The organism is Delftia sp. BGA-UO-ETr-SB1 (genome assembly GCF_059567865.1).
The window spans coordinates 1,020,113-1,035,735 of record NZ_JCAQOW010000006.1; the positions used below are offsets into that span (position 1 = coordinate 1,020,113).

Annotated in this window: 13 protein-coding genes; 3 read left to right on the forward strand and 10 right to left on the reverse strand. The window is 68.4% G+C overall.

Annotation, left to right across the window (positions count from 1 at the left end):
* Window positions 1–71 precede the first annotated feature (71 nt).
* Together cphA and AC57B5_RS23400 are read right to left on the reverse strand one after the other, a co-directional pair.
* Window positions 72–2,651 carry a cyanophycin synthetase gene (cphA, locus tag AC57B5_RS23395; protein ID WP_065346794.1) on the reverse strand — a complete coding sequence of 860 codons (2,580 nt, stop codon included), beginning with the start codon at window positions 2,649–2,651 and terminating at the stop codon, window positions 72–74.
* Window positions 2,652–2,717: 66 nt separating this feature from the next.
* A complete protein-coding gene (locus tag AC57B5_RS23400; protein WP_099735044.1) occupies window positions 2,718–4,910 on the reverse strand; it encodes a cyanophycin synthetase in 2,193 nt (730 codons plus the stop codon).
* 218 nt (window positions 4,911–5,128) lie between these two features.
* Between AC57B5_RS23400 and AC57B5_RS23405 the strand changes: the two genes are divergently transcribed.
* The 3 genes from AC57B5_RS23405 to AC57B5_RS23415 all read left to right on the forward strand — a co-directional run bounded on the left by AC57B5_RS23405 (window position 5,129) and on the right by AC57B5_RS23415 (window position 8,520).
* On the forward strand, window positions 5,129–7,423 hold the full coding sequence (locus AC57B5_RS23405; protein ID WP_063328359.1) for a cyanophycin metabolism-associated ABC transporter: 2,295 nt from the start codon (window positions 5,129–5,131) through the stop codon (window positions 7,421–7,423).
* 3 nt (window positions 7,424–7,426) lie between these two features.
* Entirely contained in the window at window positions 7,427–7,930 is a 504-nt protein-coding gene (locus AC57B5_RS23410; RefSeq protein WP_012207504.1) for a cyanophycin metabolism-associated DUF1854 family protein, read from the forward strand.
* Between the two features lie 155 nt (window positions 7,931–8,085).
* Window positions 8,086–8,520, forward strand: a complete 435-nt coding sequence (locus AC57B5_RS23415) for a hypothetical protein (protein WP_012207503.1) — start codon at window positions 8,086–8,088, stop codon at window positions 8,518–8,520.
* 24 nt (window positions 8,521–8,544) lie between these two features.
* On the opposite strand, the gene AC57B5_RS23420 is transcribed toward AC57B5_RS23415, so the two are convergent.
* From AC57B5_RS23420 to AC57B5_RS23455, 8 genes are all read right to left on the reverse strand, one after another.
* Entirely contained in the window at window positions 8,545–9,024 is a 480-nt protein-coding gene (locus tag AC57B5_RS23420) for an EF-hand domain-containing protein (RefSeq protein ID WP_043822071.1), read from the reverse strand.
* Between the two features lie 62 nt (window positions 9,025–9,086).
* On the reverse strand, window positions 9,087–10,007 hold the full coding sequence (locus AC57B5_RS23425) for a 5'-nucleotidase (RefSeq protein WP_043822074.1): 921 nt from the start codon (window positions 10,005–10,007) through the stop codon (window positions 9,087–9,089).
* Between the two features lie 16 nt (window positions 10,008–10,023).
* A complete protein-coding gene (gene gspF, locus AC57B5_RS23430; protein WP_013800646.1) occupies window positions 10,024–11,250 on the reverse strand; it encodes a type II secretion system inner membrane protein GspF in 1,227 nt (408 codons plus the stop codon).
* A gap of 144 nt (window positions 11,251–11,394) precedes the next feature.
* A complete protein-coding gene (locus AC57B5_RS23435; RefSeq protein WP_496400446.1) occupies window positions 11,395–12,039 on the reverse strand; it encodes a glutathione S-transferase family protein in 645 nt (214 codons plus the stop codon).
* 88 nt (window positions 12,040–12,127) lie between these two features.
* Window positions 12,128–12,817 (reverse strand): helix-turn-helix transcriptional regulator, encoded by a 690-nt coding sequence (locus AC57B5_RS23440; protein ID WP_013800648.1) that lies wholly within the window; start codon window positions 12,815–12,817, stop codon window positions 12,128–12,130.
* A gap of 4 nt (window positions 12,818–12,821) precedes the next feature.
* Window positions 12,822–13,823 (reverse strand): LLM class flavin-dependent oxidoreductase, encoded by a 1,002-nt coding sequence (locus tag AC57B5_RS23445; RefSeq protein ID WP_123690275.1) that lies wholly within the window; start codon window positions 13,821–13,823, stop codon window positions 12,822–12,824.
* An 85-nt stretch (window positions 13,824–13,908) separates the two neighbouring features.
* Window positions 13,909–14,193: a hypothetical protein gene (locus tag AC57B5_RS23450; protein WP_223275171.1), complete on the reverse strand. Its 285-nt coding sequence runs from the start codon at window positions 14,191–14,193 to the stop codon at window positions 13,909–13,911.
* Between the two features lie 63 nt (window positions 14,194–14,256).
* Entirely contained in the window at window positions 14,257–15,618 is a 1,362-nt protein-coding gene (locus AC57B5_RS23455) for a GspE/PulE family protein (protein ID WP_013800651.1), read from the reverse strand.
* Window positions 15,619–15,623 lie beyond the last annotated feature (5 nt).

Below are 15,623 nucleotides of genomic sequence, written 5' to 3' on the forward strand. Positions count from 1 at the left end.
GAAGGGCCGCCCCGCCCCGAGGGTGTCGTCCCCCTCCCGCGAAGCGAGAGAGGGGGAAGGCGCAAAGCGCCTCAGGGGGTGTTTTCACCCGCCACATGGCGGCGAAGATGCTCCAGGGCTTCTTCCACCTGGTCCACCAGCACCAGGCACAGGTCGCCGGGTGTCAGTCGCGCCAGCGCATGGTCGATGGCGTTGAACTCACCCTGGATCTGGGTCACGTAGTCGGTGCGCGGTGCGCCTTGCAGGCCTTGCTGCAGCAGGGCCAGGACTTCACCGTCGGCGCGGCCGCGCTGGCAGGCATCCTGGTAGAGGATGACGTCGTCGAAGGCCTTGCCCAGGATCTGGGTCTGCTCGGTGATGTCCTGGTCGCGGCGGTCGCCCGCGCCGCTGATCACTACGCTGCGGCGCTGGGCCGGCATGGCATCCACGGCCTGGACCAGGGCGCGAATGGCGTCGGGGTTGTGGCCGTAGTCGGCGATCAGCGTGGCGCCACGGTAGTCCATGACGTTGAAGCGGCCCGGCGCGTTGTCGCTGTCGTTGACGAAGCCGGCCAGCCCGCGGCGGATGGTCTGCCAGGGCATGCCCACGCCCCAGGCGGCGGCGATGGAGGCCATGACGTTCTCCACCTGGAAGCTGATGGTGCCGTTGCGCGTGATGGGGATCTCGCGCAGCGCAATGGTCTCGCGCCACGAGCTTTCGGCCGCGACGATGCTGTCGCCGTCCACGTAGACCACGCGGTTGCCCTGGGCACGGTGCGTGGCCATCACGGGGTGGTGGCGGTCGGCCGCGAAATAGATGACCTTGCCCGGCGAGGTGGAGGCCATGGCGGCGACCAGCGGATCGGCCGCGTTGAGCACGGCATAGCCGTCGGTGGCCACGTTCTGCACGATGACGCGCTTGAGCACGGCCACGTCTTCCACCGTGGTGATGTAGTTCAGGCCCAGGTGGTCGCCCGCGCCCACGTTGGTGACCACGGCCACCTGGCAGCGGTCAAAGCCCAGGCCTTCGCGCAGGATGCCGCCGCGTGCGCATTCGAGCACGGCCGCATCGGTCTCGGGGTGGGCCAGGGCGTTGCGCGCGCTGCGCGGGCCCGAGCAGTCGCCGCTGTCGATCTGGCGGCCGTTGACGTAGACGCCGTCCGTGTTCGTCATGGCCGTGCGCCAGCCATGCGAGGTGAACAGGTGGGCGATCAGGCGCGTGGTCGTGGTCTTGCCGTTGGTGCCGGTGACGGCCACCAGCGGGATGCGGCCGTCCTGGCCCGGCGCGAACAGCTCATCGACCATGGGCACGCCCACGTTGCGGGGCTTGCCGAAGGACGGCGCCAGGTGCATGCGCAGGCCCGGTGCGGCGTTGACTTCGACGATGCCGCCGTTTTGCTCTTCCAGCGGGCGCAGCATGGTCTCGCAGACCACGTCCACGCCGCAGATGTGCAGGCCGATGGTCTGGGCGGCCTCCACGGCGCGCGCGGCGATGTCGGGGTGCACGTCGTCCGTCACATCGGTGGCGCTGCCGCCGGTGGACAGGTTGGCGTTGTTGCGCAGCACCACGCGCTGGCCCTGGGCCGGCACGGATTCGGGCGTGAGCCCTTCGGTGGCGATGCGCGCGATGGCGATGTCGTCCAGGCGGATCTTGGTCAGCGCCGTGCCGTGGCCCGAGCCGCGGCGCGGGTCCTGGTTGACGATGTCCACCAGCTCGCGGATGGTGTGCTGGCCGTCGCCCAGCACCTGGGGCGGCTCGCGGCGCGCAGCGGCCACCAGCTGGCCGCCGACCACCAGCAGGCGGAAGTCATGGCCGGGCAGGAAGCGCTCGACCATGATGTCGTCGCCGAATTCCGAGGCGGTGGCGAAGGCTGCCTTGAGCTGCTCGTGCGTGGTGATGTTGACCACCACGCCCTTGCCCTGGTTGCCGTCCTGGGGCTTGACCACCACGGGCAGGCCCACTTCCTGGGCCACGAGCCAGGCTTCTTCCACATCCTTGACGGGGCGGCCCAGCGGCACGGGCACGCCGGCGGCGTGCAGCAGGCGCTTGGTCAGGTCCTTGTCCTGGGCGATGGATTCGGCCACGGCGCTGGTCTGGTCCAGCTCGGCGGCCTGGATGCGGCGCGCCTTGGAGCCCCAGCCCAGCTGTACCAGCGAGCCCGAGGTCAGGCGGCGGATGGGAATGCCACGCGCCACGGCCGCATCGACGATGGAGCCGGTGGAGGGACCGATGCGCTCGTCCTCGTCGAGTTCGCGCAGCTGGGCGACCACCTTGTCGGCGTCGAAGGGCGTGTCGGCCAGGGCCGACTGCAGCAGCTCGCCGGCCTGTTCCATGGCCAGGCGGCCGACGGCCTCTTCGGTGTACTCCACCACCACCTGGTAGGTGCCGGTCTCCACGGTTTCATGCGTGCGGCTGAAGGTCACCGGGCAGCCGGCCTGGGCCTGCAGCGACAGGGCCGCGACTTCCAGCACCTGGGCCAGCGACAGGCGCTGGTCGGCGCCGTGCGGCTGCAGCGTGCCGATCTTGGGAAAGCGCGCGCGCAGCCGGTCCTCGAAGCCGGGCAGGGCCGAGTAGTCGCACTCGCCGGGCTCGCATTGCACGATGGCTTCGATGGCGGTGCTGCGGGTCCAGAGATTGGGGCCGCGCAGGGCTCGGATGCGGGTGATCTGCATAGTGTCTTCTTTCGGAGGGCAGGCCCGCGTCGCCGGGCCTGCCTGCATGTCATCGTGTGGTCGGGCTCAGGCGGCGGTGGCTGCGGCGGCCGGCGTGTAGTCGAAGGTCTTGATGCCGGCGACGATGAGGTCGGGGGCAATGTCCATGGACCACGCGGCGGCAATGGCGGCCAGCAGGGCCGGCGTGTCCGGGCGCAGGCCGCCGGGCAGGCTCAGTGCGTCCAGCGTGCCCAGCACGCGCTCGGCAGCGCCCGTGGCCAGGATCACCTGGTTGCCGCGCACGAAGACGGCACGGCCTTCGCTCTCGGAACGGTGGGCCGCGACCACGGGGCTGTCTGCCTGCATCGAATAGAACAGCACCTCGCCGTCGCACAGGCGGGCCAGGTCGGCCACCTGTTCGATGTCGGCATTGAGGACGCCCGCGCCTTCGTCCAGCACCACGTCGATCTGGGTGCGCATCACGCGCGTCATCTGCGACTGCTCGTGCACGTCATGGTCAGGCAACTGCTCGAAGCCGTCCATGTCGGTGACCACGCCGACCAGGCAGCGGTCGTAGGCCAGGCCTTCCTCCAGGATGGAGCGGGCCGTGGTCTGGATGACGGCGGCCTGGGCCAGGCGGTTGGTCAGCAGGCGGTGGGCACCGGCCCAATTGGCGGTGTTGGTCTTCTGGGTCTGGCGGTTGGACAGGAACATGCCCTCGCTGCTGGCCACGCCCGTGAGCTTGCCCGACAGCTGCAGCAGCCAGCCCACCAGGCGGGCCGTGAAGCCGTTGTTGCGCGTGCCGGCAATGCCCACCAGGGGGATGCGGCCTGCGCCCGTTCCCTCTTCGGTGCGCGGGAACAGGTGGTCGGCGATGGCCATGCCCACGGGGCGCGGCGCGCCGCTGGTGGGCTTCAGGTGCATCAGCAGGCCGGGGCCGGCGTTGACTTCGAGGATGGCGCCGCCCTGCTCCTTCATGGGGCGCGAGACGTCCTGCAGGATCATGTCCATGCCCGCGATGTCCAGGCCCACGATCTTGGCGGCCAGCGTGGCCATGTAGGCCACTTCGGGGTGGACCTCATCCGTGCAGTCGATGGCCATGTTGCCGTTGCGCTGCAGCAGCACGCTGGTGCCCTGGGCGGGAATGGTGTCGGGCGTGACGTCCTGGCGCTTGAGTTCCAGCTTCACGGCCGGGGCTTCGAGATTGATCCAGTCCAGCGGGTATTCCTGCTCAGGGCCGCGGCGTGGGTCCTGGTTGACCACGGCGACCAGCTCGCGCAGCGTGGACTTGCCGTTGCCGGCCACGCTCACGGTCTCGCCACGGCAGGCCGCCACGACCTTGCCGCCCACCACCAGGATGCGGTGCTCGGTGCCGTCGATGAAGCGCTCGACGATCACGTCGGAGCCTTCGGGCTGGGCCAGCGCAAAGGCGGTCTTGATGTCGGCCTCGTCGCGCAGGTCCAGCGTCACGCCACGCGCGTGGTTGCCGTCCGAGGGCTTGACGGTGACGGGAAAGCCGATGTCCTGCGCCACTTCCCAGGCTTCTTCGGGGCTGTTGACGATCTGGCCTTCGGGCACGGGCACGCCGCAGGCGGCCAGCAGGCGCTTGGTGAAGTCCTTGTCCTGGGCAATGCCTTCGGCAATGGCGCTGGTCTGGTCGCTCTCGGCGGTCCAGATGCGGCGCTGCGCGGCGCCATAGCCGAGCTGCACGAGGTTGCCGTCATTGAGGCGGATGTGGGGAATGCGGCGCTCGCCTGCAGCATCGACGATGCAGCCCGTGCTCGGGCCCAGGTAGCGGTCGTTGATCTCGGTCTTGATGGCCTTGACGGCGGCCTTCAGGTCGAAGGGCTCGTCGTTGATGGCGGCCATGATCAGCCGGTGGCCGTAGGCCAGGGCCGTGCGCGCCACGGTTTCCTCGGGGCAGCGGAAGACCATGCGGTAGATGCCGCGCTGGGAAATCTCGCGCGTCTGGCCGAACTCGGCCGGCATGCCCGCCAGGTTCAGCAGCTCGATGATGATGTGCTCCAGCACATGGCCGCACCAGGTGCCGCCTTCCAGGCGCTGGATGAAGCCGCCGCGCTCGCCCACGCCGCAGTGGTGCTCGATCAGGTCGGGCAGCCAGGCCGTCAGGCGCTCGTTGAAACCGTCAAGCTTGTTCGAGGGATAGTCCTCCAGCTCACCAAGATCCAGCCAGACCTCCAGCACGGGACGGTAGGTCCAGACGCTGGGTCCACGCAGGTAGGTGGTGCGCAAGAGTTGGATGTCTTTGAATTTCGCCATGTCGATCAACGGGTAAGCGTGAGCGACGACCCGGGTGCGGATCGCCGGAGAATGGGAGAGGATTGTGCGCTCAGAAAGCCCATGCGCAGTGCTGTCAGCCTAAACCAGGGTTGGCGCGTTGAGCAGGGTATGCCGTGCAAAGCGCGGGATATCCACCGGGGAGCTGCGGTTGCCCGCATGACACCAGGAGCCGCCAGGGGCGGGAAAAACAACTCAACATGCAAGAACACCATTCTGTGGACGTTTCGGCCTTCCTTGCCAGCCCCCGCGGGGCTGGGCTGCGAGCCAGGCTCGCTTCCAATGAAAACGTGCTGGCCCTCGTCCCGGTTGACCTGACCCTCGATATGCGCTTCGGCGAAGGCTGGGTTGTGCTGACCAACCAGCGGCTCCTCGCCTGTGATCCTGCAGATCAGCAGTGGAGTGAGTGGGCACTATCAATTGATCAGAATCTGCGCACGCTGGACCACGGCGGCGTGGGCAACCTCGAACTGCACGGCCCTGCGGCGCGGCTGGCGCTGTGGCGCTTCACGCTGCGCCACCAGGCGGCCGTGCTGCGCCTGCTGCAGCAGTTCGACCACGAGCGCGAGCGCCTGGCACGCGGCGAGGACTTTGCCGAGCCCGAGGACGACGTACCCCGCTGCCCGGCCTGCCAGGCCGAACTGCCGCCCGAAGCCGACGAATGCCCGGCCTGCGCGCGCCAGCAGGGCCCGCAGACCTCCACCTGGGTGCTGCTGCGCCTGTGGCGCTTTGCCCATCCCTACCGGCACCAGCTGTTGCTGGGCTTTTTGCTGACCCTGGCCTCCACGGGCGCCACCCTGGTGGCGCCCTACCTGACGATTCCCATCGTGGACAAGATCCTGATCCCGTTCCAGAACGGGCAGCAGATCGACAGCAGTCTCGTTGTCTTCTACCTGAGTGGGCTGCTGGCGGCGGCGCTGGTGGCCTGGGGCCTGGGCTGGGCGCGCACCTTCGTGCTGGCCAAGGTCTCCGAGCGCATTGGCTCGGATCTGCGCACCACCACCTACAACCACCTGTTGACGCTGTCGCTGGACTACTACGGCAGCAAGCGCACGGGCGACCTGATGGCGCGCATCGGGGCGGAAACAGATCGCATCAATTTGTTTCTATCCTTGAATGCGCTGGATTTCGCCACCGACGTGCTGATGATCGTGATGACCTCGGTCATCCTGTTCTCCATCAATCCGTGGCTGGCCCTGGTCACCCTGGTGCCGCTGCCCTTCATCGCCTGGATGATCCACCTGGTGCGCGACCGCCTGCGCACGGGTTTCGAGAAGATCGACCGCGTCTGGTCCGAAGTGACCAATGTGCTGGCCGACACCATCCCCGGCATCCGCGTGGTCAAGGCCTTCGCCCAGGAAAAGCGCGAGGCTGACCGTTTCGCCCAGGCCAATCTGGTCAACCTGCAGGCCAACGACAAGGTCAATAAGACCTGGTCGCTGTTCACGCCCACGGTGACGCTGCTGACCGAGATCGGCCTGCTGGTGGTCTGGGGCTTCGGCATCTGGCTGGTGGCTGGCGGCCAGATCACGGTCGGTATCCTGACGGCCTTCATCGCCTACATCGGCCGCTTCTACAGCCGCCTGGATTCGATGAGCCGCATCGTCTCGGTCACGCAGAAGGCGGCGGCCGGCGCCAAGCGCATCTTCGACATCCTCGACCACGTGAGCAACGTGCCCGACCCGGTCAACCCGGTCAAGCTGCCGCGCGTGCAGGGCGCCATCACGCTGGACAACCTGAGCTTCCGCTACGGCAGCCGCGCCGTGATCAAGAACCTGGACCTGCAGATTCGTCCGGGTGAAATGATCGGTCTGGTCGGCCACAGCGGCTCGGGCAAGAGCACCCTGGTCAACCTGATCAGCCGTTTCTATGACGTGAGCGAGGGCTCCATCCAGCTCGACGGCGTGGACATCCGCAGGCTCAAGGTCTCGGACTTCCGCAGCAACATCGGCCTGGTGCTGCAGGAGCCCTTCCTGTTCTTCGGCACCATTGCCGAGAACATCGCCTACGGCAAGCCCGATGCCACGCGCGAGGAAATCGTGGCGGCGGCCCGCGCTGCCCACGCCCATGAATTCATCCTGCGCCTGCCGCATGGCTACGACTCCCTGGTGGGCGAGCGCGGCCAGGGCCTGTCGGGCGGCGAGCGCCAGCGCATCTCCATTGCGCGCGCACTGCTGATCGACCCGCGCATCCTGATCCTGGACGAGGCCACCTCGGCCGTGGACACCGAGACCGAGAAGGAAATCCAGAAGGCGCTGGACAATCTGGTGCAGGGCCGCACGACGATTGCCATTGCCCACCGCCTGTCCACGCTGCGCAAGGCCGACCGCCTCGTGGTCATGGACCGGGGCGAGATCGTGGAAGTGGGTCCGCACGACGAGCTGATGGAAAAGCAGGGCGCCTACTGGCGCCTGTACCAGGCCCAGGCGCGGCGCGCCGAAGAGGATGCCCAGGCCGCAGGCCTGACCCTGGCCGCAACCACCATCGAGGAATAAGCCATGTCCAACGCCCAACATTCCGCTGCCGGCGCCGATCTGAGCGGCGTGCGCATGGAGCGCAACGCCCATGGCCGCCTGGTGCTGATCCTGGCCGACGGCACGCGCCACGAATCCGTGGTGCCCGTGCGCGCCTTTCCCATTGCCGCACCGCTGGAAGGCCTGTCCCTGGTCTCCGTCGATGGCAAGGAGGCGCTGTGGGTGGACCACATGGACCACCTGCCGGCGCAGGCCCGCACGCTGATCGAGGAAGACCTGGCCGTGCGCGAGTTCGTGCCCGTCATCCAGCGCATCCACAAGGTGTCCAGCTATTCCACGCCCAGCACCTGGGACCTGGAGACCGACCGGGGCCCCGTGCAGCTCGTGCTCAAGGCCGAGGAGGACATCCGGCGGCTGTCGGGCCGCACGCATCTGATGATCACCAGCCAGGACGGCGTGCAGTTCAGCGTGCCCGACAGCACGGCGCTGGACCGCACCTCGCGCAAGCTGCTGGAGCGTTTCCTCTAGCGCCTGGTCGGGGTTAATAAGGGGTTTACCCTTGGTTTGAGGCAGGCCGAAGCGTCTTTCAAAAAAAGCGCTTCAGTTCTTTCAGCTTCTGTCGATGATGAGGCGACGGCGGGAAATTCCCGCCCACAGCACACATCCAGCAAGAGGGTCGAGCCATGCCAATTCCACCTGTTGACCGATCACCCATACCGTGGCGCCCGCAAAGCGCCGATCTGTACTCCACCGGTGCGTCGGGCGCGGTGCCCGTGCGTCCTGTGAACGCCACCAACGCCGTCGAATCCACGGACCGCATCGGCGAGGGCCGGGTGGTGCGCGATCCTGAAAAGCCGTCCGTGGTGGACCAGGAAAACCGCGACTGGACGCTGGCCGAGGAGATCAAGCAAAAGGAAGAGGTTGAGGAGCCGCCCAAGGAGCCGATCTCCAAGCAGCTCATCGAGTTCATCCAGTCCATGTGGCGTGCCAGCGCCATGGCGGTGGAGCAGGCCCAGGAGGTCAGCAAGGCCGACGATGTGGCTCGCAACAAGATGCAGGTGCGCGACGAACCGTTGACCTATTCGGAACCCAAGGTCAAGCGTACCGGCGGTCTTTGAGTGTCAGGGGCCGGGCAAGAAGGCTCAGTCCTTTGAGCCTTCGCCTTCCTTCTTGTCCCTGGCAGCGGGTGCGGCTGCAGCATGCTCGGCTGCCGCACGCTCGGCGGCCTTTGCCTCTTCGGCCTGCGCCTTGGCCTTTGCCTTGTCGCGTTCGGCGCGGTACTTGACGGCAAAGGCCTGCACTTCCGCATAGGAGACGTAGCCGTCCTTGTCGGTGTCGGCCTCGTCGAAGGCCGCCGACAGGCGCGGGAACAGCGCCACTTCGGCACGGCTGAGCTTGCCGTCCTTGTTGAAGTCCAGCATCTTGAATTCACGCTGGGCCTTGATCTCCCCCTTGGTCAGCGGCGCCGGGCTGGCCGTTGCCTGCTCGGTGGCTGCGTTTTCTGCCGCCTGCGCGCGCGCGGCGGGCAGCATGAAGGCGCTGGTCAGCAGCACGACGACGGCGGCCTGCAGCAGCGGTGGCCGGCGCAGCAGGGCAGAGCGGTTCATGACGGGAAAATGCATGGGCTTTATTTGGGCACGGAACCGGCATTTGCAAGCACGGTCGGCCCGCCCTTTGCAATTGTTTACTTCGGCGGATCGGCGTCCGGATTGGAGATGCCGCTGCTCACATGGCCTGCCGGCACATGGCGCGCGGCCGAGTTGACGTGGCCGGTCTGGTCGTCGAAGAAGAAGTCCGGCTCGAACTCGCGCAGGAACGGGCCCTTTTCCAGGCCGCCGAGGAACATGGCCTCGTCCACCGCAATGCCCCATTCCAGCAGCGTGCGGATGGCACGCTCGTGCGCCGGTGCGCTGCGCGCCGTCACCAGGGCCGTGCGAATGCGCATGGTCTGGGACGAGTCCGCCTGCTGCTGCAGCCGGTGCAGCGCCACCAGCAGCGGCTTGAACGGCCCTTCCGCCAGCGGCGTGGCGGCATGGGAGACCTCGTGGCGCAGAAAGGCCGGCAGCCCGCCTTGCTGGTAGACGCGTTCGGCCTCGTCGGAGAACAGCACGGCATCGCCGTCGAAGGCGATGCGCACCTCCTGCGGGTAGCGGTCGCCTGCCGGCGTGGAATCGACCATCACGCGCGCGGCAGGAAAGCCGATGGACAGCGCCCTGCGCACATCGACCTCGTTGGCCGAGAGAAACAGGTGGGCGCCCAGCGGCCGCAGGTAGGAAAACGGATCGCGCCCGCGCGTGAACACGCCGCGCTCTATGTGCATGTCGGCTGCCTTGGCCGAGGCAAAGACCCGCATGCCGCTGGCCGGGTCGTTGCGCGACAGCATCATCACCTCCACGCGCTGCACCTCGGGCGTATTGAAGGCCAGCAGCTTGCGCACCAGCGGGAAGGCGATGCCCGGGCGTGCGGGCTGGTGCACCAGGTCCAGCTGGCGGCGCATGTAGGCCTGCTCGTCACCGGCGTCGAACAGCCGGTTCTCCTCCTCGAAGTCGAACAGCGCCCGCGAGGAGATGGCGACGACCAGCTTGTCTTGCAGGGTCACGGACATGGCTTGGCGCTTTTCGCTATTTGACGAACTGGTTGAGCTGGATGATGGGCATGAGCACGGCCAGCACGATCAGGGCCACGACCATGCCCATGGCCACGATCAGCAGCGGCTCCAGGATGGTGGCCAGGTGCATGGCACGGCGCTGCACCTCGGTGGACAGCTGGTTGGCCGCGCGCTGCAGCATCACGGGCAGCTGGCCGGTCTGCTCGCCCAGGCGGGCAAACATGGAGATCAGTCCCGGGAAGCGCTTTTTCTGCGCCAGGGCCGAGGCCAGCGGCGCGCCCTCGCGCACCAGGGCCAGCGCGTCCATGGCATCGGCGCGCAGCGCGCGGTTGCCCAGCGTTTCGGCTGCGGCCTGCAAGGCCTTGAGAATGGGCACGCCTGCGCCCGCCAGCATGGCCAGCGTGCCGGCAAAGCGTGCCGCGTTGTAGTTGCGCGCCAGCCGGCCGATCAGCGGCAGGCGCAGCCACCAGGCGTCGAAGCGCTCGCGCAGCACGGGGTTCTTCATGGACAGCCGGAATCCCACGGCGCCCAGCACCAGGGCGACCAGCGCGGCCCAGCCATAGCTGCGCACGAAGTCGCTGAGCGCCAGCATGGCCACGGTGAGCCAGGGCAGGGCGCGCTTGGTGCCGGCGAACACGCTGGCCACCTGGGGCACCACGTAGCTGACCAGGAACAGCACGATGACAATGGCCACCAGGGTCACGATGGCCGGGTACAGGGCTGCGCCAATGAGCTTGGACTGCAGGGCCTGGCGCGATTCCAGGTCGTCGGCCAGCCGCTCCAGCACCGGGCCCAGGCTGCCGCTGGCCTCGCCGGCGCCGATCACGGCGCAGTAGATGTCGGAGAACTCGCGCGGGTGCTGGGCCAGGGCGCGGGCAAAGGTGGAGCCCGCGTTGACCTCGGCGCGCAGCGCGGCCACGAGGTGGTGCTGGCGCGGGTCGTCGGCTTCTTCGGACAGCGCGGCCAGGGCGCGCTCTATGGGCAGGCCTGACCCGACCAGCCCCGCCATCTGGCGCGTCCACACGGTGAGCCCCGTGGAGCCAAGGACGGGACGGGTCAGCCAGCGCGAGGCGCCGCCCTGGGGGCCGGACGCGGAACCCGAGGCCACGATCTCCACGGCCATGGGCACCAGGGCCTGGGCCCGCAGCTGGCTGCGCGCGGCGCGCGCGTTGTCGGCTTCGATCGTGCCCTTGCGGGTCTGACCTTGTGCATCCAGGGCTTCGAAGGAAAAGGCAGGCATGCGCGGCGGGAGTCGGGAAGGGCTGGGGAAGGGATGGCGTTCAGGAAACGCCAGGCGGCGATCCAACCCCCGATGGTAGCCGCTGCCGGTGACGGCTGGATGGCGAGGCCGCCGCCGCGGTCGGCGGCAGCCCCTGCCTGATCCTTATGCCGGCTGGGCCGCCAGGGCCGCTTCGTTGAGCTGGATGGAGCGCAGCGAGGCCGGGCGTTCCATCAGCGGCTGGCCGTAGTCGCTGAACTCGGGCAGCGCGGGCAGCAGCTTCATCATCGTGCCCCAGCGCAGGTAGCTGGCCATGAGCACGTCGGCCGCGGTGAACTGGTCGCCGCACAGGTAGCGCCTGCCGGCCACGGCCTGGCGCAGCGTCTGCACCACGTCGTCATAGCGGCCATAGCCGGCGGACATGGCCTGGTCGGCCGTCTGCTGCTCCAGGTGGCCCTGGCTCTTGGCAGTTATCAAGGCGTCGACGGGGCCGGCCAGGAAGAACATCCAGCGGTGGTAGACGCCGCGCAGCGGGCTGTCCACGGCCGGTGCGAGCCTTCGTTCGGGGAAGATGTCGGCCAGATAGGCAAGGATGGCGGCCTGTTCGGTGATCACGGTCTCGCCGTGCACCAGGGCGGGGACCTTGCCCATGGGGTTGACAGCCAGGTAGTCGGCAGCCTTCATGGTGCTGCCGTATTCCAGCCGCACGGGCTCATAGCGGGCGCCGCATTCCTCCAGCATCCAGCGCGCGATGACGGCGCGCGAGCGGGGGTGGAAGTAAAAGCGCAGCGGCTTGATCGAGTCGTTCATGAAGGCTCCCAGTGGTTTGAATGCATGGCGAGAAGGCCATGGGAGCGACTGTAGGAGGCCATGCTGACAGTTTTTGTCAGCAGTGGTGTCAGCGGACCGTGTAGCCCAGTTGCCGCGACCAGCGTTCGATCAGGCCGCTGCGGTGGTCGGGATAGCGTTCCTGCAGATCGGTGACTGAGCGCACGCGGTCGGCACGGAAATGGCGGAAGTCCTGGCGCAGTTCGCACCAGGCCGCAAGAATGCGCCGCTGGTCGAAGAAGGCCATGGCAAAAGGCCAGATCTGGCGCTCGGTCGGCTGGCCCTTCTCATCCGTGTAGTGCAGCAGCACCCGGTGCTGGCGCCGTATCGCCAGGCGCAGCGCGGTCTGCCAGGGCTCGGTCACGGACTCGTGGCAGATGGGCGGCACCAGCAGGCCGCTGGTGTCCACCTCGATGCGCAGCTCCAGCGGCAGCGCGCTGCGTATGCGGTCCAGCGCGGCGGTGGCGGCCTGGGCGAGCTCGGGGTCGGCCTGGCGGCTGGCCCAGCGCGCGCCCAGCAGCAGGGCCTCCAGCTCATCGGGCGTGAACATCAGCGGCGGCAGCAGAAAGCCGGGCCGCATCTCGTAGCCCACGCCCGGGTCGCCCGCAATCGCTGCACCCTGTTCGCGCAGGGTGGCAATGTCGCGGTACAGGGTGCGCAGGCTCACGTCCAGCTGCCGGGCCAGCACCGGCCCGGCCTGTGGCAGGCGCGCGCGGCGCAGCAGGTCGATCAGCTGCAGCAGCCGGGCGGAGCGGCTCATGCCTTCAGCGGCCCATGACGCCGGCCGTGATCTCCAGCGAGCGCAGGCGCAGGTCGCGGTCATACACGTCGCTGACCAGGATCAGCTCGTCGGCCTCGGTGTCGGCCTGCAGCTTCTGCAGGCGCGTACGCACCTTGTCCGGGCCGCCGATGGAGGCCACGGCCAGGAAGTCGCCGATGGCGCGGCGCTCCTGCTCGCCGAGCTGGGCCGCATAGTTCTCGATGGGGCGCGGCAGCAGTCCGCGCCGGCCCGTGATGATGCCCAGCACGCGCTGGTAGGTGCTGCTGGCCAGGTACTCGGCCTCGTCATCGGTGGGCGCCGCGATCACGGGGGCGCCGACGATCACGTAGGGTTTGGCCAGTTGGGCCGACGGCTTGAACAGGCTGCGGTACAGCTGCACGGCCTGGTAGAGCATGCGCGGCGCGAAGTGCGAGGCAAAGGCATAGGGCAGGCCCAGGTGGGCGGCCAGCTGGGCCGAGAACAGGCTGGAGCCCAGCAGCCAGATCGGCACGTTGGTGCCCGCGCCGGGCGTGGCCACCAGCTTTTGCTCGGGCGTGGCCGGGCCCAGCAGGCGCTGCAGCTCCATCACGTCGCGCGGGAAGTCCTCCTCGGTCTCGACGCGGTCGCGGCGCAGGGCGCGCATGGTGGCGCCATCGGTGCCTGGCGCACGGCCCAGGCCCAGGTCGATGCGGCCCGGGTACAGCTCGGCCAGCGTGCCGAAGGCTTCGGCCACCACCAGCGGGGCATGGTTGGGCAGCATGATGCCGCCCGAGCCCACGCGGATCTTCGAGGTGCCGCCTGCGATGTGGCCGATCAGCACGGCCGTGGCCGAGCTGGCGATGCCGGGCATGTTGTGGTGCTCGGCCAGCCAGTAGCGCTCGAATCCCAGTGCCTCGGCCTTGCGGGCCGTGGCCAGCGCAATGTCCAGGGCCTCGGCGACGGTGCCGCCTTCGCGCACGGCCACGAGGTCGAGCATGGACAGACGGACTTCATTGAATGATGTCATGGCAGGTTCCAACTTCCAGTTCACGGTGGGTGGGGGCGGCGCGGGCCTTGCCGCGCCAGGGCATTCCTGGTGCGCGTTCGCGCACTCAGTTTCTTCTGGACATTTCCCGCGCGCAGGTGATGCCCAGCACCACGCACCAGACCAGGGGGAGGATGGCTGCCGCCAGATGGTTCTCGCCCTGCTGGATGGCCAGCCAGGACAGCGGCAGCGCCACCAGCGCCGACAGGCGGATGACGCGGCGCAGCTGGCTGGTGGACAGCCGGGACTTGAACCACCACAGGGCGATGTAGCTGATCAGGCTCAGCGTGGCGACCCACAGGAACAGGTCGCCGCCATAGGGAGCGCTCCAGGCGCGTAGGGATTCCAACATGCCGACCATTGTGGCAAACGGGGATGCCCCGTGCTGCGCAGGGTCTGGCGTGGCCGCCTGCGCCTAGTCGCGCGTGACGCGCAGCACTTCCTCGGGCGTGGTGATGCCCTCGCGCACCAGCCGCTCGCCGTCGTCGCGCATCAGGCGCATGCCCGAGGCCAGCGCGGTGTCGCGGATCTCGGCCTCGCTGGCCTGGCGGTGGATCTGCGCGCGGATGGTGTCGTCCACCACCAGCATCTCGAAGATGCCGGTGCGCCCTCGGTAGCCACTGGGCTCGGTGGTGTCGATCTTGCGCACCAGGCGCTGGGCCAGCACGCCCAGCAGGGAGGACGACAGCAGGAACGGCTCCACGCCCATGTCGATCAGGCGGGTGACGGCGCTGGATGCATCGTTGGTGTGCAGCGTGGCCAGCACCAGGTGGCCCGTCAGCGAGGCCTGGATGGCGATCTGCGCGGTCTCGAAGTCGCGGATTTCGCCGATCATGATCACGTCCGGGTCCTGGCGCAGGATGGCGCGCAGGGCCTTGGCGAAGGTCAGCTCGATCTTGGCGTTGACCTGGGTCTGCCCCACGCCAGCCAGCTCGTACTCGATGGGGTCTTCCACCGTCATGATGTTGCTGTGGCTGGCGTCCATGCGCGACAGCGCCGCGTACAGCGTGGTGGTCTTGCCCGAGCCCGTGGGGCCGGTGACCAGCACGATGCCGTGGGGCTGGGCCGTCATGTGGGTGAATCGCCTCAGCGTCTCGCCCTGCATGCCAACGGCCTCCAGACTGAGCTTGCTCTCGCTCTTGTCCAGCAGGCGCAGCACGGCGCGCTCGCCATGGGCGCTGGGCAGGGTGGAGACGCGCACGTCGATGGCGCGCGTGCCCAGGCGCAGGCTGATGCGGCCGTCCTGGGGCAGCCGCTTTTCGGCGATGTCCAGGTCGGCCATGATCTTCAGGCGCGAGATCAGCGCCGCGTGCAGGGCCCGGTTGGGCTGCACGACCTCGCGCAGGTCGCCGTCCACGCGAAAGCGCACGCTGGAGTGGCGCTCATAGGGCTCGATGTGAATATCGCTGGCGCCGTCGCGCGCGGCCTGCGTGAGCAGGGCGTTGAGCATGCGGATGATGGGTGCGTCGTCCGCAGTCTCCAGCAAGTCCTCGACGGCGGGCAGCTCCTGCATCATGCGCGAGAGGTCGGCGTCGGACTCGACCTCGCTGACCACCAGGGCCGCGCTGGACTCGCCCTGCGAATAGGCGGCGCTGATGCGGTGCGCCAGCGTGCCCGCATCCAGCATCTGCCAGCGCTGCACCGCATGCTTGCGCTGGACTTCGGACAGGGCCTGCCAGTCGGGCGAAGGGCCGTGCCAGAGCAGGGGCTCGTGGCCGTCGTCCTCGATCAGCAGCTGGCTGGTGCGCGCAAACGAATAGGGCAGGGGATAGCGCATGGGGC

Excerpts from the sequence above, each read along its gene's own strand:
- AC57B5_RS23450 (WP_223275171.1), bottom strand. The coding sequence starts at position 14,193 with ATGTTGGAATCCCTACGCGCCTGGAGCGCTCCCTATGGCGGCGACCTG.
- AC57B5_RS23455 (WP_013800651.1), bottom strand. The coding sequence starts at position 15,618 with ATGCGCTATCCCCTGCCCTATTCGTTTGCGCGCACCAGCCAGCTGCTG.
- cphA (WP_065346794.1), bottom strand. The coding sequence starts at position 2,651 with ATGCAGATCACCCGCATCCGAGCCCTGCGCGGCCCCAATCTCTGGACC.
- gspF (WP_013800646.1), bottom strand. The coding sequence starts at position 11,250 with ATGCCTGCCTTTTCCTTCGAAGCCCTGGATGCACAAGGTCAGACCCGC.
- AC57B5_RS23405 (WP_063328359.1), top strand. The coding sequence starts at position 5,129 with ATGCAAGAACACCATTCTGTGGACGTTTCGGCCTTCCTTGCCAGCCCC.
- AC57B5_RS23410 (WP_012207504.1), top strand. The coding sequence starts at position 7,427 with ATGTCCAACGCCCAACATTCCGCTGCCGGCGCCGATCTGAGCGGCGTG.
- AC57B5_RS23440 (WP_013800648.1), bottom strand. The coding sequence starts at position 12,817 with ATGAGCCGCTCCGCCCGGCTGCTGCAGCTGATCGACCTGCTGCGCCGC.
- AC57B5_RS23415 (WP_012207503.1), top strand. The coding sequence starts at position 8,086 with ATGCCAATTCCACCTGTTGACCGATCACCCATACCGTGGCGCCCGCAA.
- AC57B5_RS23420 (WP_043822071.1), bottom strand. The coding sequence starts at position 9,024 with ATGCATTTTCCCGTCATGAACCGCTCTGCCCTGCTGCGCCGGCCACCG.
- AC57B5_RS23400 (WP_099735044.1), bottom strand. The coding sequence starts at position 4,910 with ATGGCGAAATTCAAAGACATCCAACTCTTGCGCACCACCTACCTGCGT.
- AC57B5_RS23425 (WP_043822074.1), bottom strand. The coding sequence starts at position 10,007 with ATGTCCGTGACCCTGCAAGACAAGCTGGTCGTCGCCATCTCCTCGCGG.
- AC57B5_RS23435 (WP_496400446.1), bottom strand. The coding sequence starts at position 12,039 with ATGAACGACTCGATCAAGCCGCTGCGCTTTTACTTCCACCCCCGCTCG.
- AC57B5_RS23445 (WP_123690275.1), bottom strand. The coding sequence starts at position 13,823 with ATGACATCATTCAATGAAGTCCGTCTGTCCATGCTCGACCTCGTGGCC.